This window comes from Labilibaculum sp. K2S (assembly GCF_030372765.1).
Taxonomy (GTDB): Bacteria; Bacteroidota; Bacteroidia; order Bacteroidales; family Marinifilaceae; genus Labilibaculum.
Genome location: NZ_JAUCMW010000008.1, coordinates 21978 through 43196, shown reverse-complemented (window position 1 = coordinate 43196; position 21219 = coordinate 21978). Strand labels below are relative to the sequence as shown.

At 34.7% G+C, this 21219-nt stretch carries 16 protein-coding genes; 8 read left to right on the top strand and 8 right to left on the bottom strand.

The window, feature by feature from the left end:
- Positions 1–83: 83 nt before the first annotated feature.
- Entirely contained in the window at positions 84–1220 is a 1137-nt protein-coding gene (hemW, locus tag QUH73_RS10950; protein WP_289530481.1) for a radical SAM family heme chaperone HemW, read from the top strand.
- Positions 1221–1275: 55 nt separating this feature from the next.
- Complete coding sequence (locus QUH73_RS10945) at positions 1276–1665, top strand: rhodanese-like domain-containing protein (protein ID WP_289530480.1); 390 nt, start codon at positions 1276–1278, stop codon at positions 1663–1665.
- 292 nt (positions 1666–1957) lie between these two features.
- Here QUH73_RS10945 and QUH73_RS10940 read toward each other — a convergent pair whose 3' ends face one another.
- Positions 1958–4117 (bottom strand): hypothetical protein, encoded by a 2160-nt coding sequence (locus QUH73_RS10940; protein ID WP_289530479.1) that lies wholly within the window; start codon positions 4115–4117, stop codon positions 1958–1960.
- A 44-nt stretch (positions 4118–4161) separates the two neighbouring features.
- Positions 4162–6888 (bottom strand): TonB-dependent receptor, encoded by a 2727-nt coding sequence (locus QUH73_RS10935; protein ID WP_289530478.1) that lies wholly within the window; start codon positions 6886–6888, stop codon positions 4162–4164.
- A gap of 706 nt (positions 6889–7594) precedes the next feature.
- On the opposite strand from QUH73_RS10935, the gene QUH73_RS10930 reads away from it, so the two are divergent.
- A complete protein-coding gene (locus QUH73_RS10930) occupies positions 7595–8632 on the top strand; it encodes a sensor histidine kinase (RefSeq protein ID WP_289530477.1) in 1038 nt (345 codons plus the stop codon).
- Positions 8633–8657: 25 nt separating this feature from the next.
- Positions 8658–9362 carry a response regulator transcription factor gene (locus tag QUH73_RS10925; RefSeq protein ID WP_124994520.1) on the top strand — a complete coding sequence of 235 codons (705 nt, stop codon included), beginning with the start codon at positions 8658–8660 and terminating at the stop codon, positions 9360–9362.
- Here QUH73_RS10925 and QUH73_RS10920 read toward each other — a convergent pair.
- Positions 9359–10063, bottom strand: coding sequence for a ComF family protein (locus QUH73_RS10920; RefSeq protein ID WP_289530476.1), 705 nt, complete (start codon positions 10061–10063; stop codon positions 9359–9361). The two genes, QUH73_RS10925 and QUH73_RS10920, sit on opposite strands and share 4 nt — an antisense overlap.
- Before the next feature lie 221 nt (positions 10064–10284).
- On the opposite strand from QUH73_RS10920, the gene QUH73_RS10915 reads away from it, so the two are divergent.
- The 4 genes from QUH73_RS10915 to QUH73_RS10900 all read left to right on the top strand — a co-directional run bounded on the left by QUH73_RS10915 (position 10285) and on the right by QUH73_RS10900 (position 13634).
- Positions 10285–10656: a carboxypeptidase-like regulatory domain-containing protein gene (locus QUH73_RS10915; RefSeq protein ID WP_289530475.1), complete on the top strand. Its 372-nt coding sequence runs from the start codon at positions 10285–10287 to the stop codon at positions 10654–10656.
- 9 nt (positions 10657–10665) lie between these two features.
- Positions 10666–11133 carry a toxin-antitoxin system YwqK family antitoxin gene (locus QUH73_RS10910; RefSeq protein WP_289530474.1) on the top strand — a complete coding sequence of 156 codons (468 nt, stop codon included), beginning with the start codon at positions 10666–10668 and terminating at the stop codon, positions 11131–11133.
- Positions 11134–11403: 270 nt separating this feature from the next.
- On the top strand, positions 11404–12117 hold the full coding sequence (locus QUH73_RS10905) for an energy transducer TonB family protein (protein WP_289530473.1): 714 nt from the start codon (positions 11404–11406) through the stop codon (positions 12115–12117).
- Positions 12118–12221: 104 nt separating this feature from the next.
- Positions 12222–13634, top strand: a complete 1413-nt coding sequence (locus tag QUH73_RS10900; protein WP_289530472.1) for a glycoside hydrolase family 16 protein — start codon at positions 12222–12224, stop codon at positions 13632–13634.
- Positions 13635–13662: 28 nt separating this feature from the next.
- Here QUH73_RS10900 and QUH73_RS10895 read toward each other — a convergent pair whose 3' ends face one another.
- The 5 genes from QUH73_RS10895 to QUH73_RS10875 form a co-directional block, all read right to left on the bottom strand.
- A complete protein-coding gene (locus tag QUH73_RS10895; RefSeq protein ID WP_289530471.1) occupies positions 13663–14253 on the bottom strand; it encodes a hypothetical protein in 591 nt (196 codons plus the stop codon).
- Between the two features lie 378 nt (positions 14254–14631).
- Positions 14632–18069: an efflux RND transporter permease subunit gene (locus QUH73_RS10890; protein ID WP_289530470.1), complete on the bottom strand. Its 3438-nt coding sequence runs from the start codon at positions 18067–18069 to the stop codon at positions 14632–14634.
- A gap of 11 nt (positions 18070–18080) precedes the next feature.
- Positions 18081–19202, bottom strand: coding sequence for an efflux RND transporter periplasmic adaptor subunit (locus QUH73_RS10885; protein ID WP_289530469.1), 1122 nt, complete (start codon positions 19200–19202; stop codon positions 18081–18083).
- Between the two features lie 29 nt (positions 19203–19231).
- Positions 19232–20578 (bottom strand): TolC family protein, encoded by a 1347-nt coding sequence (locus QUH73_RS10880; protein ID WP_289530468.1) that lies wholly within the window; start codon positions 20576–20578, stop codon positions 19232–19234.
- A gap of 4 nt (positions 20579–20582) precedes the next feature.
- Entirely contained in the window at positions 20583–21191 is a 609-nt protein-coding gene (locus tag QUH73_RS10875; protein ID WP_289530467.1) for a TetR/AcrR family transcriptional regulator, read from the bottom strand.
- Between the last annotated feature and the right edge of the window lie 28 nt (positions 21192–21219).

Sequence of the window (21219 nt, the reverse complement as noted above, 5' to 3'; positions counted from 1 at the left end):
AAAGTGAACAAGATTTTTAATTATTCTCTTGTTGAAGAGGAAAATTTATGAAATGAATTTACCTTGCAGAAAAATAGATTGATATGTCGGGAGTATATTTTCACATTCCATTTTGCAAACAACTTTGCCACTATTGTGCTTTTCACAAAAGTATTTCATTGCAGGCAAAAGATGACATATTGGAATGCTTAAAGCTGGAATTAAAACTTAGAAAAGATTATTTAGGAGATACATCTTTAAATACCATATATTTTGGAGGAGGAACACCATCGGTGTATCAACCGGAAGAAATTGAATCGCTGATCGATGAAGTGACCAAGTATTTTACCATTGATGCAAATGCGGAAATTACATTGGAAGCCAATCCTGATGATCTTACTGAAAACTATCTGAAAGAACTGCTTAAAACCAGAGTTAACAGACTTAGTGTGGGTATTCAATCGTTTCATGATGAAGATTTGATTTTGATGAACAGAAGGCATACTGGTAAAGAGGCTTTTGATGCTATTCGCAGGGCACAGAGTTTTGGTTTTGACAATATATCGGTAGATCAGATTTATGGTGTTCCCGGCCTGAGTATGAAGAAATGGAAGGAGAACTTAGATCTGGTTTTTGACTTGAATGTTCAGCACATATCATCCTACCATTTGATGTTTGATCCGAATACGATTTTCACCAATAAACTGGAAAAAGGACAGCTGGTTGAGATGGATGAAGAAGAGAGTTTTGAGCAGTTTAATTATTTGATTGATGAAGCCAGAAAGCATGGTTTTATTCACTACGAAATTTCCAATTTTTCGAAAGAAGGATATATTTCCAAACACAATTCAAGTTACTGGAAACAGAAAAAATATCTGGGAATTGGACCATCAGCTCATTCCTACAATTTGGAGCAAAGAGAGTGGAACATTGCCCACAATTACAAATACATAAAAGCAATTAGGGAAGGGGAGTGTTTTTCTGAAAAGGAAGAATTGAGTGAATTCGATCGTTTTAATGATTTTGTTTTGACTTCGCTTCGAACTTATTGGGGAATGGATTTGGAATTGGTGCGTAAAGATTTTGGTGAAGAACTTTATCAGCATTGTATCACAAAATCTAAAAAATACCTTTTATTTGATCATATCAGGCAAGAAGAGAATTGCATTATTTTAAATGATAAAGGTGTGTTTGTATCCAATGATATTATGTCCGATTTTTTCTGGATTGAGGAAGAATAATAGCATGCAAATACAAACGTTGTTAAAGAATACATGAATTACAATTCTATTTTGGATGAAAGCAATTACTTCTTTTTTACTTGTGTTTATTGTGTTAGGCATTTCAAATGTTTACTCACAAAACGATTCAATTCAGGTCTTGAGCCCAAACCATTTTAACAGGGTTTTACAGCTAAATCCAGACGTTGTTCTAATTGATGTAAGACCATCGAAGGAGTTCAAAAAAGCTCATATTAAGGGCGCTTATTTAGCTCAAAATTCTGAGGTATTATTTCATTTGATTGATTCTTTGGGAACATCGAAAGTATACTTGCTTTATTGTAAGTATGGAGAGCAAAGTATTGATGCCGGGAAGATGATTTGTGAAAAGTATAAAATCTCTGTTTGTTCCCTGGAAGGAGGATTGGATGCCTGGCTTCAGGAGGGAAAAGAAATTGAGAATTGATATTATTTCTACTGCAATTGATCCAAACATACTTGGTTTGAATAAACAGGACTGTGTTGGATCTGCCAATTTAAACTGTTTTGGTACCATTTCTCAAGCAATTGTTCAATTCGAATCTTAAATTGTAAGAATTTCTGCAGAAATTCTTACAAACAAATTTGGTTTGAGTGACAGGATTGCATTGGATCAGTTCATATGCTACTGCATTGAAGAATTTCCGGAAAGAACAACTAAATAAAAGGCAGATCTCTAAAGATCTGCCTTTCTCAATTAAATTCTTAATATTTCGGGATTAGAAAGTGAATCCAGTCCATCCCAGTACTGAAGTATCAGCACCTGTATTTCCTGCTTCGATTACCACATTTGTGTAAGTATCGTTTGCTTTGATATCGTTGCCTGATTTAGTTACATTAGTAACAGTCAGGCTGATAGATGAAGCAGTATTGCCATCACCTTTGCCATCTGTCAGGTCAATGATATCAGTGGTAGTTCCACCAATCATCAATGCATTGGTAATTGTTGCAGTGGCACCACGACGGACTTTAATACCATCTGTCATTTCGAAACCTGAAGCATTTTTAATGGTAATGTTTTTCATGGTAAAGTCAGATTGACCTGCATCGCCAGGGTAGTTACCATCGAAGTTCCCATCGGCTTCAATACCGCGTGGATCAGCTTCAGTACTAGTATAATCACTTTCCCAGATGCCATAAGCATTGTCCAAAGTACCGTTCCAGCCTTGAGTTACGTCGAAACAATCATCATCGCAGCTTACAGCCAACAGGTTTTGTACATTTACCGAACCACCAAAGAATTCGATTGCATCGTCAGCACTTTTGTAAACATAAATGTTGTTGATAGTTGTTCCGCTGCCTACAGCGTCAAGAGTCAAACCATTGTGCTCAACAGTTTCAGAGTTTTGAGCCCCGGTGTATAACAATTCTACAAATTCCAAAACACCAGAGTTGTCATCGCTTACATTTCCTCCGTAAACAACTGAAGCATCCATTTCGCAAGTTGCAGTACCTCCACCGGAGATAGGTGCCTTACCGTTCAGGATCAAACCACCCCAGTCGCCTGCTTTTGGGCTTGCTTCTTCAGATGTGAAAATGATTGGCTCGGAGGCAGTACCTTTAGCCATGATTTTACCACCTTGTTCAACAATAACATAAGAAGCAAAACCTTTTTTAGCTTTGATAACTGTTCCGGCAGGGATGTTTAATACACCACCGTCTTTTACACTTAAAGTTCCGGTCAGGTTGTAAGTAAAAAGTGCGTTTAAGGTCATTTCGTTTACTACGCTGCCATTCAATTCAACAGTTGATTCTGATGGGAAATTATAACCTGTCCATGCAAAAGCAGCCGTAGAAGCACCTGTATTTCCGCTTTCAATTGCAACATTTGGATAAGCACCGTTTGCATGAATTTCATGCGAAGCATAAACAGATTTCTCAACAGTTAAGTTGATTGAAGATGCTGTATTGCCATCACCTTTAGAATCTGTCATATCGATAAGATCGCTGGCAGTTCCACCAATGAGCAATGCATTGCTGATTGTTGCAGTTGCGCCACGACGGATCTTAATTCCATCTGTCATTACGAAGCTGGAAGCATTTTTAATGGTAATGTTTTTCATGGTAAAGTTCGATTGGCCTGCATTGTCAGGGTAGTTACCATCGAAGTTACCATCGGCTTCAATACCGCGTGGATCGGCTTCAGTACTAGTATAATCACTTTCCCAGATACCATAAGCATTGTCCAAAGTACCGTTCCAGCCTTGAGTTACGTCGAAACAATCATCATCGCAGTTTACAGCCAACAGGTTTTGTACATTTACTGAACCACCAAAGAATTCGATTGCATCGTCAGCACTTTTTAAAACATAAATGTTGTTGATAGTTGTTCCGCTGCCTACAGCATCAAGGGTCAAACCATTGTGCTCAACAGTTTCAGAGTTTTGAGCCCCGGTGTATAATAATTCTACAAATTCCAAAACACCAGAGTTGTCATCGCTTATATCGCCTCCGTAAACAACTGAAGCATCCATTTCGCAAGTTGCAGTGCCTCCACCGGAGATAGGTGCCTTACCGTTCAGTATCAAACCACCCCAGTCGCCTGCTTTTGGGTTTGATTCAGCAGATGTGAAGATGATTGGCTTGGCAGCAGTACCGTTAGCCATGATTTTACCACCTTGTTCAACAATAACATAAGAGGCAAAACCTTTTTTAGCTTTGATTGTTGTCCCTGCAGGGATTGTCAGCGTTGCGCCATCTTTAACGCTTAATGTTCCAACCAGCGAATAAGTAACAGAAGCATCCAATATTACATTTCCTGCAACAGGTCCATTTAGCTCTTTGTCTAGAACTGGTACCGGATCATTGTTGTCATCATCGTCACTACATCCTGTAAAAAGGAGCGCAACAATAGAAATTGCGAATAAAATCTTTTTCATTTTTTTCATTTTAAAGTTAAAAGTTATTATAATATTCATTGAGTTTAAAAATGATAGGAAATCCCAAAACTGAAGTCAATGCCTTTTTTATAATTTCTAAGTACGATTTTTTTGGCTCCCTCAATACTTGGGTCACGAGATAGCTTGTGTTCGGGATCCAATAGGTTTTTGGCTTTTAGTTTGATTCCCCAATGTTTGTTCATTTTAATTGAAGAAATAAAATCTAAAGTAGTTAGGCTTTCTTCATTGATATCCTTATATCCGTTTACCCCGACGGAATAAATGTGTTCACTAACGTAATTAGCTACAATCGATGCAGTGAACTCAAAATCTTCTTTGAGGTAATTATAGGACAAATCTCCGTTTGCAATTTCAGGTGAAGCACCTTCAAGCTCGGTATTTTGTTCTGTAAAATTAAGCGGGATCGCACTCGCAGTTTGGCTTTTGGTTTTAACGTCGGTATTCAAATACGAGAAGTTAAGCCCGGCACTTAATTTGTTTGTAATGTTGCCAGACTGGTTTGTTGCTGAAAACAAATTTTTCCTCATTTCTATTTCAATGCCTGCAAGCTTTGCGTTGTCTGCAATGTTGGCATATGATAAGAATCCGCCGGCGCTGTTAACTTGAACCCTTGAAATAGGATCCTTGATGAATTTTCCGAAAGCAGTCACCGAAATCAGCTCCCCGCTGGAAGGATAGAAATCCCACTTTAAATCTACGTTGTAATTTACAGACGGATTCAGGTCGGTATTACCCTGAGAACTCCATTGCGGTCCTTCGTATAACATTGGTGAGATTTCTTTCGATTGTGGCAAGGTATAAGTCCGGCTGGCTCCCAGACGCAATGTATTCTGCTCATTTAAATTGTACTTTAAATTCAGGTTTGGCAAAAGATAGAATTCATCCAGTGAATGAGAATCCTTCTTTGAGCCATCATTAACATTATAGTCCACAATCAGATTAATAATGTCTGTCTTTAGGCCAACGTTCAAAATGAAGTCCATTGTCAATTGATAGTTCAATTCAGAAAAGATGGAATGGATTGTTTTGTCGACGCTGTAAGTTGAAATATTATATTCCTCATTTTGAAAATGACCCGCAGCAAACTCTTCATGATTAAAAATTGAGTTCAGTGAAAAATCATCAAGGTTTAATTTTGGCAATGTTGATTGAGTCCGTGAGTTGTCCCAACTGTTTGCTTTGAAATCATCATTTAAAAAACGTCCCTTGTAACCTACTTCCAGCGATGTAATATCATCAGCATCCTTTGAAAATTTGTATTTTACTTTGGCAATCACATTCAGGTCGTCTTCTTTCAGTTCGTTGAAGTAACGGTGCTGGCGTCCTGAACCACGTAAAGGAGAAATGATATTGTCGCCTTCATAGGACAGATAGTTGACCCTGCGGTCCGGTTCTTTGCCATTCGTGTGATTATATGCCAATCCAATATTTGTTGATAAATGTTTATTAATTTCCTTTTCGAAATCAAGTTGGTTGACTAACAGGAAGTTGATATTATTTTGCTGACGTCTGACTAAACCCATGTTTTCCACAGCTTCCTGGAATACTTCAGAATTTTTGCCGTAATCATCTCTTAAGCCTTCCTTTGCAGTATGAATAGCGACTAAATTGTACGACAGTGAATTTTTGCCGAATTGGTAGTTGACATTGGCCATTCCTAAATGAGACGATTTTCGAATGTATTCTTCTGTTTTCTGATCACGGAAAATGTTTCCGCTAGTTGTTGTTTCACGGGTATTACCATCGTGATAAGTATAGTCGTTTGAATAAGTACCAATTACATAAAAACTCAATGGGTTATTATTGATTTCGTAATGTTTTCCTCCCGAAAATCCAAAACTTTTCCCTAATTGAAAATTCTGGGTCGAGGGATCCAATGAATTTTTAAAGGCGTAACTGTCATGATCGGTCGGGCTGCTTGTGTTTTCTCCAAAACCCAGTTCGCTTATCCCTTCAGAAATAAAAAAATCTTCTGTTAAAGTCCGGCTGTTTGCTTTTGCTGAAACATTAAGGTTGAACTCACTGGCACCAACTAATTCTTTTGATGAAATATCAATGATTGCCCCGGTTGCATCACCTTGACTTTCTGCATTAAAAACCTTTTTTACACCAACCGCTTTAATAATATCAGAAGAAAAGAAATCGAGTGAAATATTTTTATATTCAGGATCTTCTGAGGTAATGGGGAACCCATTTAAAGTCGTAAAGTTGAAACGGTCGCCTAAGCCACGCACGAAAACATTTTTAGCGCCTTCCTGTTTTGCAATTCCCGAAACTTTCGTCACTGCCGCTTCTGCATCGCCGGCACCTTTACGCGAAATTTCCTGCGCACCGATGGCCTGGTTTGCTAAAACCGCTTTTTTTTGTTCCACCAGCAACATAATTTCCGATTCGCGGTTGGCTTTAGCAATCACGACCACATCATTCAGTTCGACTGAAGAAGCACCCATTGCAAAATTAACCACAACCGAATTTCCCTCTTTCACAGTGATGTTTTCTTTCGATAAGCTTTCGTAGGATATAAAAGAACACTTAAGGGTTACTACACCTGCAGGAATATTTGGCAGTGTATAATTTCCATCAAAATCGGTTACAGTTCCAATGGTGGTGCCTTCTATATATACGGACGCACCAGTAAGTGCTTCTCCGGTTTTTCCATCTTTCACATTTCCTTTTGCGCTTCCCTTTTGCGCAAATACACTAATTGATGAAATGCTTAGTAATAAAACTAAGATTACTTGTTTAATCATTTTTTAAAAAATAAGTCAATACATTTTTACTTTCTAATCACATTGCGATGTTAGGTAAGAAGTATGATTAGAATGATAAGAACGCTTTAAGTAAAAATTATCAAACTCAACTGTCTGTGTTAATTTTAAGTTAGGATTTGATGTGTTTGTAAAACAAATGTGAAGTGAGCGTTAAGATGATATTTACATTGATGATTGTAGTGTCAGGTAAGAAGCATGTAATTAGTGTGTTATATTTGTGTGTTGCGTTATTATTACAATGAAATTGCGGAATTGTTACAGTATTTTTTTAAGACATTTTTTTTTGATTTATTTATTTATTGGGGTAAAAATGATCGAAAATTTACCATCAAATATTTCTCGTATTTTTAAGAATAAATTATTGGTTCTAAATATTTTTAAGTCTTAATTGTTAAGATTTTATTAATATTTAAACGATTGAACTACAATAAGATTAATGAAAACTTAACATGAATTTCAACTATTATCTTACTTTTATTTAAATATTTGCTGATCAAAAAAAGGAGTGATCTGTCAATCCATATTTACGCCATTATTGCTGGTTTACTTACTTATTTGAAATTGTGTTTTAAAAATATTTTAAGATAAATATGAAACTCATAACAAGAATATTTTGACGCACAGGGGGATAATTATTGGTTCATGGTAAGTTCCGTATAGCAACTAAAAAACAAATTATAATTATATGAAATTGATTTCATCAAAAAGGGTTACAGTCTATCTAAGTTTATTTACTGCATTGCTAAGCATATTACTATATGGGCTCACTTATTTTTTACCCTTTAATTTGTTGTATCTGATTATATTTACAATTATTACAGGTTTGCTGGTTTATTTCATGACAAAGTATCTCGTTGATCGATTTTTATATTCTAAAATCAGAATACTTTATAAAACAATTCATGATACTCAGTTAATTGATAAGGATTTAGCTGAAAGAGTTCAAAATACCGATGCTTTGCATGCCGTGGAAATGGAAGTGATGGAATGGAGCGAAAACAGGGGATCGCTGGTTTCACAATTAAAAAAACAAGAGAAATACCGAAAAGAATTTATTGGTAACGTCTCTCATGAGCTTAAGACACCTATCTTTAATATTCAAGGTTATGTTCTTACCTTGTTGGATGGAGGCCTGGAAGATCAATCCATTAACAGAATGTATTTGGAGCGAACCGAGAAAAGCATCAACCGTATGATTACCATCGTGAAAGATCTGGAAGTTATTTCAAAATTGGAATCAGGGGAATTAAAATTGTATTTTGAACGTTTTAATATTATCGATTTGATAAATGAGGTGTTGGAGATGCAGGAAATTAGAGCTAAAAAGAATAATATAAAGCTTGTTTTTGCACAAGAGAATGATAGTTCTAAATTTGTGTATGCAGATAAAAAGGAAATCTTCCAGGTTGTAAATAATCTGCTTGTTAATTCCATTAAATATGGAAAAAACAAAGGAACTACTCATATTGAAGTAATGAGTATGGATAAAACGTTTCTGATCGAAATTCGGGATAATGGTATCGGGATTGAGCCAGATAATCTTCCTCGGATTTTTGAACGTTTTTTTAGAGTGGATAAAAGCCGCTCCCGAAATATGGGTGGTTCTGGATTAGGACTTGCAATTGTCAAACACATTATTGATGCTCATAAGCAAACTATAAATGTTAGCAGCACGTATGGTGAGGGTGCAAGTTTTACGTTTACACTGGATAAAGCAAAATAAATAAAACTAAATAACCAAACGTATAATGGAAAGCAGTAATTACAAGATTTTATTGGTAGACGATGAATCTGATATTCTTGAGTTTTTGAGTTATAATCTGAAAAAAGAAGGTTTTCAGGTTGCCACAGCTGGAAATGGCGTTGAAGCCATTGAAAAAGCAAAAAAATTTCATCCTCACTTAATTATTTTGGATGTAATGATGCCGGAAATGGATGGAATTGAAACATGCGAAAAAATTCGTTCAATACCTGATTTTCAGGATGTGCTGATTTCTTTCTTAACCGCACGTGGAGAAGATTATTCCCAAATTGCAGGTTTTGAAGCAGGAGCTGATGACTATATCAATAAACCAATTAAACCAAAGGTATTTATAAGCCGGGTAAATGCTCTTTTGAAAAGATCAGGACGAATTTCTGATGATACTTCGAATCCATCAACCCGACTGATTACGATTGGAAATTTATCAATTGATAGGGAACGTTATCTGATTATTCAAAATGGAAATGAGTTTTCATTGCCAAGAAAAGAATTTGAATTGTTATTATTGTTGGTATCGCGTCCGGAAAAAGTATTTACCCGTGATGATATTTATGCAGCCATTTGGGGCGAAAAAATTATTGTGGGAGATCGGACAATCGATGTACACATTCGAAAACTGCGTGAGAAAATTGGCGATCGGTTTATCCAAACCATTAAAGGAGTGGGATACAAATTTGTTGATGTAGATTAGGCATATGCCAGGGTAGCAATACTAACTTTTGCGCCCTCGGCTTTCAATAATGCATGTGCGCACGCTTCAAGGGTCGATCCGGTGGTAACAACATCATCAACCAATAAAATATGTTTGTTAATTAGATTCGATGGCTCGGTCAGATCAAAAATGTTATCTACATTTCGCCATCGTTCTAATTTGCTCTTTTTGGTTTGCGATTCGGTATGTATCTTTCTAATTAAACTTTTTGAATCAATAGGTTTCAGCATGGATTTTCCAAGGCCAATTGCCACTAATTCTGCTTGATTGTATCCTCTTATTTTTTCTTTCTTTGGATGAAGTGGAACGGGAATAATAACATCAATATCTTTAAAAAATTCCGAATTTTTTAGGCTTTCACCAAAGTGTTTTCCCAATGCAATTCCAATTTCTTGTTTATTGTGATATTTCAACTTGTGAATTAACTTTTGAAATTGACTCCCTTTACTAAATGTATAATACGAAGTGGCATAATTAATAGTTACTCTACCCCAAAACAATATCGAGACAGGATTATTTTTATTCAAATGAAAATCAGTCTTGGGTAAATGAAATAAACATCTGGTACATATTGTTGTTTCATTTTTAAAAAGATAACTGCCACAAGCCTCGCACAATCTTGGGTAAAACAAATTAAGGAAATCATTAAACCATATTGATATAGAGCCTTTTAATGTCATGTTGTTTGGATTGTAACAATTTCTCAATAAAAAGTTAACTCATACTTAATATTTTAATAAGCTTATTCTAATCTCTTTCAGATTATACTGAGATACATTTGTAGTGTAAAGAGAATGGTAAATACAATGAGTTATTAATTACCTTCTAAAACTAATAAAATTAAGTTAATTAAAAAATATTTGAAGATTGAATGTTCTTCTTAAACTGAAATCAAAAAAAGATGAAAAAGTTCGTATTCCTTTTTGTTGCATTGCTTGTTTTAGGTCTTGAAAGTCAAGCTGAAAATGTAGTTACGCCTGTGGGCGATAAAGAAATGGAAGTTGCCGAAATGGCAACAATGACAACAACGAGTTTAACTGGTGTTGTTTTGGATAATGAAACTGGTGAAGCATTAACAGGAGTTGCTATCCGTTTCGAAGGATCAAATGAAACTGTTTACACGGATTTTGACGGGAATTTTAAAATTGCCAATGTAGTTCCAGGAAATTACAACATTTTATCAAGTTACATTTCTTATAGTGATAATAAATTAAAAGATGTAAATGTGAATGGTGTAAACAATGTTATTCGCATGGTTCTTAAAAAGGATTAATTTTTATAGATGAGTAAAAAATTACCAATTGTCTTAGGCATTTTATTTTGTCTGATTGCAAATCACTCTATTTCCCAGGTGATTAAGGAAGTTGAAGGATTGTATTATAATACCACCGGAGATCTGTATACGGGAACATATACCGAATTTTACGAAAGCGGTAACAAACGGATAGAAATGAATTTAGCGGAGGGAAAGCGAAATGGAAAAATTACGCTTTACTTCGAAAATGAAAAAATTGAGGAGGTTCGTTCTTATTCCGACGGACTAATGGATGGAACCTGGATTACCTGGAACGATAATTCTGTGAAAATTGCGGAAGCAACTTATAAACGGAATAAAAAACACGGGAAATGGTATATCTGGGATGATAATGGTGTTAAAAGATACGAGATGGAATATAGTGAGGGTGAAAAAGTTGGCACCTGGTATATCTGGGATGAAAATGGAAATCTTTTAAAAGAACGTAAGTTTTAGTAAATTCAACAATAATAGTTCTCTGGAGTCGCTTAATGAAAATTAAGCGGCTTTTTTTGTTTATTCTAATTGATTGTAATGAATACATGAAAATTGTTAATAATTTTGCAATAGACGCGTTAACTATTACAATAGTAATCTGAAATAGAATAAAATTTAATGAATTCCTTTTTTCAAATAGTAAGAAATGTTAAAAACTGGCTTGTTCAATTTTTCAGCTTTCTATATTCTGAATTTGTTGTTTTTTTGAGAAGGAATAAATATGGTGTGATGGGAACACTCGCGTTTCATATGCTTCTGATAATACTGCTGCTGGCATTTAAACTGAATACGAAGAGAGAATTTTTGGAATCGGAAATTTTAATTGATATCCCACCCGAAGTGGCCGAACAATTTTTGAAAGAAGAGAAAGAGAAAATTGAAGAAGCTCTCGAAGAAAAAAAATCTGAAATATCTAAAAGTGTAGACGAACTTCTTCGATCAATTGCCGTAAACCAAAACGTTGCAAAATCGAAAACGGATCCGAAACGAAACGTCGATAAAATGATTGAAGAGATTCGTAAGGATTTGGATGATTATGGTTCTGATGATGCAGTAAGTGGTTCAGGGGAGTTAAAAGAGTTTAAAAAAGATAGTTTGACAGCAGCCGAGGCAAAAGAAAAACAGAAGCTTTTAGATTCTTTGGAAAGTATTGAGTACAATGGTCCCAGCAGTGTTTATTACAGTTTAGAAGGACGGCATAAAATTTATTTGCCTATTCCGGTATTTAAATGCGAAGGAGAAGGCTTAATTGTTGTGCAGATTGCAGTTAATCAGTCAGGTAGAGTTATTCAATCCAAGATTTTGGAACAAGCATCTGGAGTTCAGGATGATTGTTTATTTGATGCTGCATTACAAGCTTCCCGAAAAACCAGATTTAATATCAGCACCAGTAGTCCGCAGCAGCAAATTGGTACAATTACCTATCAATTTGTAAAGCAATAAACCTGTTGTATTGGTTTACTGATATAGCATGAAAATATATTATTGATTATTAAGCAATAATATATAAATTGGAAACTCATTTTATTAAAAAATTTAATTTCGCTATGAGCTTTTTTTTAGCATACAAACTTCGTAAAGCTTCTGATACTGTTGGTATTGAAAATAAAAGAGATACTCTTAGAAAAGACTTTGAAGACTTTAAAGCTTTTTCTGTTTCTGAAGAATTGAAAGATTATTATGATTTGGAAGCCTATGTTCTGTCTGAGAAATTCAAATCAAACAGAAAATCAATAGAAAGTAAGAACTATAAAAAGAGTAATCTTTTTAAGGATGAAACGGATTTTAAACGTTTTCAACGATCAAAGAAATTCAAAACTTATTTTCGATTAAAAGGGTCTAATGAGTTATCCACTTTTGAATTAACGAAAGTATCAGAAGAAATTTCCCGATTCAAGGAGCTGGATTCTATTGTTCACTCAGTGAATTTTAATAAGAAGGACCAATTGGAAGAATTAAAGGAGTTTAAGCTGATGAAAAATTCTCAGCATATTAAGGACTTTTTTAAGTTTGAAAAATCGAAATCTTATAAAATTTATAAAGAGCTTGAGGATTCGAAAGAATTGGAAGAGTATTTGAAGTTGGAGGAAAAGATTAGTTCTGATGAATTCCGGGAAGAAAAAGCTGATTTGCTGGATAAAAAGAGATTCGAAAAGACCGATGATTATAAGAAGTTTCAGGAATACATGGCTCTGAAAGAATCCGACAGATATAAAAAGTACTTCGGACTTAAAAATAAAAATCCTTTTGGCGAATTGAATCAATGGGAGCTTAGCTTTTCTGAAGAGTTTGATTCCAAACAATTGGATGAAGAGAAATGGATCAATAAATATTTTTGGGGTGAGGAACTGTTGAATAAGGGATATAGTCTAAATTCAGATTTACATACCTTCACCGAAGGTAAAAATATCGATCAATCGGGCTCTTCAATTCTGTTGCAGGCGCGAAAAGAAAAACATCAAGGTTTGTTGTGGAACCCAACAATGGGTTTTGTGCCTAAAGAATTTGATTACACATCGGCCATTATTAATACAGGAAAATCATTTCGCCAAAAATACGGTCGTTTCGAAGCCAAAATTAAGCTTACAAACCCAAATCAGGTTATGCATTCATTCTGGATGGTTGCTGATAAAAATTCTCCTCATATAGATGTTTTAAAGACTTCCGGTGATGGTAAATTATTAATAGGAAACTATTGGGGGAGTGAGAATCAAATTCATTCAAAACATTTTAAAATAAATGGAATTGACCTTTCGAAAAATTATTTTATTTACACCTTGGATTGGAATAAAAATGAACTGGTTTGGAGGATAAATGATGTGGTGGTAAGAACACAGACCGAAGGTGTTCCGCAAGATCCAATGTATTTAAATTTTAGCATGGGTATTACTAAAGAACAAGCAAACGTAAATGCTTCCCTCGAAATAGATTGGGTAAGATGCTACAAAATAAAGGAATAAAAAAAGTGCCCGCTACTAGGGCACTTTTTTAATTTAACGATGTTCCGACATTAAATACACTAAAGTAGTTATCTATTGAATCGGCAAGTTGAGATTTCAGGTCATCCAATTCTTCTTTTTCCATTTCTTCTTCATCCCAATAAGTAAGGATGATATTCAGGTAATCTTTAATTAGTGCCGGTGATGTTTCAAGACCTAAGTCGCTTCTTAGTAAAAGATTGAATTCGGCAAACCACAATAAGGCTATTTTGTGCTCGTGAACAGTTCCTTCAACAAATGAACTTAAGGACTTAAATTCCAAAAATTTCTTGATGGTTCGTTCTGAAGCTAAATAATACAATCTTGTTCCTAATTCCAGAAATTCTTTCTGTAGTTTTTTGAAATTGCTTTTACTTTTCTTTTCGCATAATATTTTCATAAAAAATGCATTAATCCGGAGAAACTCCTCACGTTTTTCGTTAGAATTGTTTGCAGAAGTATGAGATTCACTCAATTCATTTTTTATTTTAATCTCATCAGAATCCCTTGTGGTATTTTTCTTTTCCTGGATTAAAAAGGAAATTAAGAAAGCGAGTGCCACCAAGCTTAAAATCTGTAATATCATTAAAGCGATTTCCATGAGTAATATTTTTATAAATATGGCTAATATTGTCGAATGTCTGTAACAAGTTTGTAATGAAAAATTTACGAATTATTATGTTCTTACACAAAACAAGAATGTCTGTTTTTATTTATCTACGTTTTTGTTGGACTAACAGACTGTTTTTCGAGACTAAAAAATGATTTTAAGTTTTTATAAATTCACTGGTAAAATCAATAAAATCAGATCTTTATGGATTGTGTTTGTATGTCGTAATTTTTATCATTTTCTTTTGGTTATTCAATCTTAATGCGTAAATGAAATGTTAGTTATCTTCAAGTAAACAGTACGGGCTAAAGGTATCTTATAAAAAAAAGCTGACCCTTTGGCCAGCTTTAATTGGATGAATAATATAAACTATTTTTTAGAGAATATATCGTATAAACGATGTTCGATTTGAGTTGAAAGGCGGAACATAACCGGCGCAATAATTAGCGTTAAAAAAGTTGCAAAACTAAGTCCGAAAATAACAGTCCACGACATAGGCCCCCAAAATGCTGTACTATCACTACCGAATGATAATTGTGGATCGAATTCACTAAACAGAGTAAAGAAATCGAAATTCATACCTACGGCAAGAGGGAACAGACCAAGAACAGTTGTGATTGCTGTTAGCATAACCGGACGTAATCTGGTTTTACCTGCGTTTGCGATACAATCAACTTCTTCGGCAGAAGTCAAATATTTGCGTTGGCTTTTGTCAATGGTTTCTATTTTGCGTTTTCGCAGCAAGTCAATGTAATCGACAAGCACAATCCCGTTGTTTACAACAATTCCGGCAAGTGAGATAATACCAATTCCTGTCATTAGGATAACGAATGGCATATTGAAAATACCTAAACCAAGGAATACACCGATCGTACTAAATAGTACGGTAATCATTATAATTAGCGGCTTAACTGCCGAATTAAATTGTGTAACCAATATAAGGGTAATTAAAGCAAGGGCAATTAATAAAGCCTGAGTTAAAAATGCTGATGTTTCATCTTGCTCTTCCTGTTCTCCGGTTAATTTGTGAGTGTATCCTTTTGGCATTTCGAAATTGGCCAAAGCTTCCCTTATTTTTGCGTTTATTTCATTGGCATTAAACCCTTCTTCTACGTTAGAGTAAATTGTAACAACCCGTGTGTTGTCAATTCTATTAATTCTTTCGTAAGTAGAACCATAGTTGTAGGTTGTAACAGCTGAAATTGGAATTTGAACCATTTGGTTACTTACCGGACTCATTACATTAATTTTCTGGTTCATAAGAGAGGGAACGTCATATCGGTATTTATCTGAAAGACGGAGCATAATGTCATATTCATCTTCGCCATCTTTAAATTTGGATACTTCCAAACCATATAATGAATTACGAAGTGCACGTGCTACTTGATTCGTTGATAAACCAAAGCGTCTTACCTTATCCCGATCGATATTGATCAGCATTTCTGGTTTTCCCTGATCCAGATCGAGCTTCAATTCTTCAATACCGGCAATTCTTTCGTCATCTAGTTTCTGTTTTATACGATTTGCCTGAATCAACAATTGTTCAAAATCATCACCTGAAACCTCAACGTTGATTGGATGTCCAACCGGAGGACCTTCAGAATTTTTTTCGACAAATATTTTGGCTCCAATAAAACCTTTAAAGTTTTTGGTAAGCTCCTGCATTAATTTAGAAGTACTTACACCATCTCTTTGTTTGTATTCAACAAATGAGATGCTGGTTAAAGATTTATTTGCTGAACGGGAACCTTCAAACATGCCACCTTTACCTGAACCTACATTGGTTGAAATGGAACGAATGATATCTTTATAGGGTTCCATTGTTTTCTTTACAATTTTCTCAACCTCAACGGAAATTTCGTTGGATTTGTGAATATCAGTTCCTAATGGAAGTTCCATAGTAACGTAAACAGACTTGGGATCGTTATCCGGAAAGAAAACGACTAAAGGCTTGGTTCCAAAATAAAACATGATGGACACAATCATTAAAACAAAAGTTCCAAGAAAGAAAAGTAAGGGACGAATACCTTTAAGTGCATACCTTAGGGTTTTTTCATACGAGTTTTCGAGTGCAACCAGAAATTTTAACTGAAACCAACGTGCAAAAGGTTTTAGCACCAATAAATTTGTTACGATTAATAAGCCCATGCATGCCAAAAGATTCGCCATGATATAGGTATCCAGCACTCCAAATGCTTTGGATACATAGAATGGAAGTGAGGCAATTAGGAAAGATCCTGAAATAATAAGGTACTTTTTAGCGTCAATCTTTTTCGAAATATTATCTATTTTTACAAAACTAGCTGTAAATACAGGATTTAGAATTAATGCAACAAACAGCGATGATGACAACACAATGATTAATGTAATTGGAAGGTATTTCATAAATTCGCCCATTATACCACCCCAAAGCAATAATGGGAAAAAGGCAGCAAGGGTTGTTGCTGTTGATGAAATAATTGGCCCTGCAATTTCACTCACTCCTTGTTTGGTCGCTTCTAGTTTCGACAGTCCCTCCTCATGCAGTCGATATACGTTTTCGACCACAACAATTGCATTATCAACAAGCATTCCCAATGCCAAAATCAAAGAAAATAGAATCATCTGATTTACCGTATATCCCATTTGATTGAGAATAATAAACGAGATAAACATCGACATAGGAATTGCTAAACCGGAGAAGAGTGCGTTGCGTAATCCCATAAATAAATAAAGGATCAGGATGACCAATAACATCCCCATAATAATGGAGTTCTCAAGGTCGCTTACCTGACCGCGAACATCTTCTGATGTATCATCGGTAACTGTTACCAGCAAGCCTTGCGGCAAATTTCCCAACTCTTTTTCTTTCGAGATAATTTTATAGATTTCATCGGTAGCAGCCAAAAGGTTTTCTCCCGATTTTTTAGAAATCGAAAGAGAAACAACAGGATTATTATTCAATCTCGAAATGGAAGAAAGTTCTTCATATCCATCTTCAATTTCGGCAACATCCTTAAGATAAACCACTTTACCATTGGTAACTTTTACAATGGTATTTTCGATTTGCTGCATGTTGGTGTAATCGGCACTGGTTCGAATGCTTCGACGGGTATTATCAGTGATTAATGTACCTGCACTAACTGTAACATTTTCATCGCTAATGGCAGTCTCAATATCATGAAAGGAGACACCATTTGCTTCCATTTTGTGCAAATCGGCATTGATCTTAATTTCTCTTTCATCAACCCCTTTGATATCAGCCTCAGAGACTTCAGGTAAGGCTTCAAACTTATCTTGAAGATCTTCTGCAAATTCTTTTAATTCGTTCAATCCAAAATCGCCTGAAAGGTTAATGTTTAGGATTGGAAAATCAGCAAAATCAATGTCTTCAACAACTGGATCTGTATCCAAATCATCAGGCAATTCACTTAAAGATTTGTCTACTTTGTCTTTTGTATCCTGAAGAGCTTGTTTTACATCTACATCAGTGTTAAACTCAACTACAATCAAACTCATATCCTGATACGAGGCTGAAGACATTTTCTTAACTCCTTTTAAGGATTTTAACTCCTTTTCGATTGGTCTGGTTATCAGATTCTCGATATCAACCGGAGAGTTTCCTGGATAAGGAGTTGAAATTAGAATATTCGGAATCACTACTTCAGGAAAATATTCCCGAGGCATACTTTGGTACGAAAACCAACCAAACATGCAGAGAATTGCAGTTAGAATAAAAATGGAATTCTTATTCTTTAATGCTCCAAATGTTGGTTTAAACTGCCTTTGATTTTCTTCGGCAGAGCTTGTATCTTTGATTTTATCCATTTTATTTGAAATTATTTGGTGCTAATCAGCGATCCGTTTACAACTTGAGAAAACCCATCTGTTATAATTTGGTCACCTAGCGAAAGACCAGAATCAATCATCGAAACATTGTTGTAGGTTTTGGAAACAGTTACATATGTTTTTCTTGCCACAAGGTTTTTCCCTTCCTTTTTAGCTACGTACAGGTAGTTTCCTTCAAAATCTTTTTTAATAATGATTGAAGGAACAACCATGGCATCCTGAACCTCATAATCTTTGATTTTCATTACAGAAATCAAATTTGGCTTGATCATGTGTTTTGGATTGTTAAGGTTGATTCGAATTTTAAAACTTCTGTTTGCAGGATCAATTACATTTGATGTGCGATAGATATTTGCTTTGGTCTGGTAATTAATAGCCGGGAAATCCAGTTCTGCAGCTTCTCCTGCTTTAATAAAATTTAAGAATGTTTCAGACACATCACCTTCAACATATACTTTATCGATATTTACCAACTGTGCGAATGGAATAGAAGGTCCTGCTAATTCTCCTTTTTTCTGATGTATTTCATCAACAATACCGCTAAAAGGAGCCATGATAATTGCCATGTCTTTTTGAGCTTCCAAACCTTCCAGTTTACGCTCGAATCCTTCTTTATTTGCTTTTGCCTGCAAGTATTCAATTTCAGAACCAATCTTCTGGTTCCATAAACGCTCTTGTCTTTCGAAGATAGTTGTGTTTAGTGCAAGATTGGTTTTTGCCTCGTCAATTTGTTGTTGAATTTGAGATGTATTCAATTTTCCTAAAATATCACCTTTGTTTACATGCTGTCCTTCATTTACATCAATAGAAATAATATTACCGGCAGTTTCCGGGGTGATTGTTATGTTTTTATCGGCTTCCACATTACCGGTTACTTGTATATAATGTTCAAATTTTGATGTCGCTAATTTTTCAACAATCACATTGATCGTTTCTTCTTCGTTATTTGTACTTCGAATTTCATTTTCCAAATCTGAAATTTTGGTTTTCAAAATAGAAAGTTCTGATTTATACTGTTTTAATTGTTCGGATTTGTTCTCATTTTTTTCCGAGTTCTTTGCAGAACAGGCAAAAAGTAATGGAATAATACAGGCTATAAGTAAGTTCTTCATTTTATAATATTTTTTGTAGGATGTTAGTATTACAATTTACCCAAGGCTTTTTCAAAGGCAATTTTCGAATTTAAAAGCGAGAGTGTCGAATTAATATATGCGGAATGCGAATCCAGGTATTGTTTTTCGTTTTCAGATAATTCTGTACTTGTAGATATTCCTTCCTTAAACTTGATTTGGGTTCTATCGAAAATTCGTTTGGCAATTTTTAGGCCTTGGATATCATTTTCATATTTCTCCTGAGCATTCAACAAGTTGGTAAAGGATAGAGTTACATCCATTTTAAGATTTTGTTGAGTCATCTCCTGTTGGTTTTCCAACTTCATAAAATTGATTTTCTCTTGCTTAATTCTTGAACGTTTTTGGCCGGCCGAAAAAATCGGCATTTTTAATTGAAATCCAAGAACTGAAGATTTAAACCAGGGAACATCAGATCTGAATACATTGGTATAATCTGAACTGGTGTTTTTACCATAGTTGTAAAAGGCCGAAATAGTTGGTAAATAAGCCGCTTTTTCATTTTTTATAATCAATTCCTGTGCTTTTAATTGGGTCTCAATAATTCTGAAATCTATATGATCAGACATATTAAAGTTCGAAATTACAGGCGATTCTGTTCTAATAGGATCAACCAGTTCTTCCAAGCTATTGGTCAACTCAATATTTTCATCAATTTCTATCCCTAAGCCAAATTTTAATATAATTAGGGAGGTTTGAATAGCCCTTTTGGCATCTGCTAATTGATTTTTATTTGTATTGAGCATCAGTCGAATTTGATCTACATCCAATTCTTCTCTAAATCCATTTTGATAGTAGGCATTGGTTTCGTTTAGGAGTTTCTGATTAATTTCCAGATTTTCCTGAATGGTTTTGTAATTTTCTTTGGCAACCAAAACAGTAAAATAGGCTTGAGACACAGTGTTTTTAATCTCAATTTCTGATTTTTCTTTTTGATTATGAGAAAGTTGTACAAAAACTTTGGCTGCCATTGTTCCAACAATGTAAGATCCGTCGAAAATTTTCTGACTAACACTAAGGGAAGCAGAGCTGGTATATCGCTGACCAAATTTAATTGGAGTATAAGTTCCTGGTGTGCCTCCAAAAAATTCAGAAGGAAGCAAGGAAACAGATAAATTCAGATTATTGTTGTAATCAAGTGAAGCGTCAATTTGAGGCAAACCATCGGCAATTGTTTCCCAAACCTTTTTCCTGGCTACTTGTAAATCGTATTCGCTTGCTTTTACCGAGTACGAATTCTCCAAAGCGTACTGTTGTGCTTCGGCTAAGGTAAGTTTTAAGTTGGATTCAGTTTGTGCTTTTGCGGGAGTACCGAGTCCAATAAAAATCACCATTAATGCTGGTAGGATGTTTTTCATTGTATTATTTAAATTTATTTTTAAAATATTCAATTCCTTTATTTGTACAAATACCATAAAGATGATAGAGGGTCAATTCCCTGTGCATATCTTTATTAAAAACTTCGTTGCTTGAAAACACCTGATATTCTGTTGTGTTAAGATTTAAATAAAAACTAACCAGATTCTTACTAATAAACCGGATATTTAATTCCGGCCGATACAGACCTTCTTTAATTCCTTTTTGCAGATTGTAAATTATCTCTATTTGGAAATTTTTAATTTTCTCCTCTTTAGTTTTCAACCATATTTCAGGGTAATACTTTTTTAGATCATAGTCTAACGAATCACATTTTTTAAGAATCCTTTCATTAATAAAATTGAAAAATTCAAAATACTGATCGAGTGCATTTAAATTAATTATTTGATCAGATTTAAAGGAAAACTGAGGATTTTTGATATCCCATTCACAGGCTTCATTTATTAATTCATTTTTGTTGGAGAAATAATTATATAATGTTTTTTTAGACATGCCCATTTTTGAGGCAATGTCATCCATGCTTATACTTTTAATACCATATTGGAAAAATAAAGCCCAACTGGTAGTAATGATATTTATTTTTTGCTCATTCATTCTACAAATATAAATCAATAAAAAACCT

Excerpts from the sequence above, each read along its gene's own strand:
- hemW (WP_289530481.1), top strand. The coding sequence starts at position 84 with ATGTCGGGAGTATATTTTCACATTCCATTTTGCAAACAACTTTGCCAC.
- QUH73_RS10945 (WP_289530480.1), top strand. The coding sequence starts at position 1,276 with ATGAAAGCAATTACTTCTTTTTTACTTGTGTTTATTGTGTTAGGCATT.
- QUH73_RS10940 (WP_289530479.1), bottom strand. The coding sequence starts at position 4,117 with ATGAAAAAGATTTTATTCGCAATTTCTATTGTTGCGCTCCTTTTTACA.
- QUH73_RS10935 (WP_289530478.1), bottom strand. The coding sequence starts at position 6,888 with ATGATTAAACAAGTAATCTTAGTTTTATTACTAAGCATTTCATCAATT.
- QUH73_RS10930 (WP_289530477.1), top strand. The coding sequence starts at position 7,595 with ATGAAATTGATTTCATCAAAAAGGGTTACAGTCTATCTAAGTTTATTT.
- QUH73_RS10925 (WP_124994520.1), top strand. The coding sequence starts at position 8,658 with ATGGAAAGCAGTAATTACAAGATTTTATTGGTAGACGATGAATCTGAT.
- QUH73_RS10920 (WP_289530476.1), bottom strand. The coding sequence starts at position 10,063 with ATGACATTAAAAGGCTCTATATCAATATGGTTTAATGATTTCCTTAAT.
- QUH73_RS10915 (WP_289530475.1), top strand. The coding sequence starts at position 10,285 with ATGAAAAAGTTCGTATTCCTTTTTGTTGCATTGCTTGTTTTAGGTCTT.
- QUH73_RS10910 (WP_289530474.1), top strand. The coding sequence starts at position 10,666 with ATGAGTAAAAAATTACCAATTGTCTTAGGCATTTTATTTTGTCTGATT.
- QUH73_RS10905 (WP_289530473.1), top strand. The coding sequence starts at position 11,404 with ATGGGAACACTCGCGTTTCATATGCTTCTGATAATACTGCTGCTGGCA.
- QUH73_RS10900 (WP_289530472.1), top strand. The coding sequence starts at position 12,222 with ATGAGCTTTTTTTTAGCATACAAACTTCGTAAAGCTTCTGATACTGTT.
- QUH73_RS10895 (WP_289530471.1), bottom strand. The coding sequence starts at position 14,253 with ATGGAAATCGCTTTAATGATATTACAGATTTTAAGCTTGGTGGCACTC.
- QUH73_RS10890 (WP_289530470.1), bottom strand. The coding sequence starts at position 18,069 with ATGGATAAAATCAAAGATACAAGCTCTGCCGAAGAAAATCAAAGGCAG.
- QUH73_RS10885 (WP_289530469.1), bottom strand. The coding sequence starts at position 19,202 with ATGAAGAACTTACTTATAGCCTGTATTATTCCATTACTTTTTGCCTGT.
- QUH73_RS10880 (WP_289530468.1), bottom strand. The coding sequence starts at position 20,578 with ATGAAAAACATCCTACCAGCATTAATGGTGATTTTTATTGGACTCGGT.
- QUH73_RS10875 (WP_289530467.1), bottom strand. The coding sequence starts at position 21,191 with ATGAATGAGCAAAAAATAAATATCATTACTACCAGTTGGGCTTTATTT.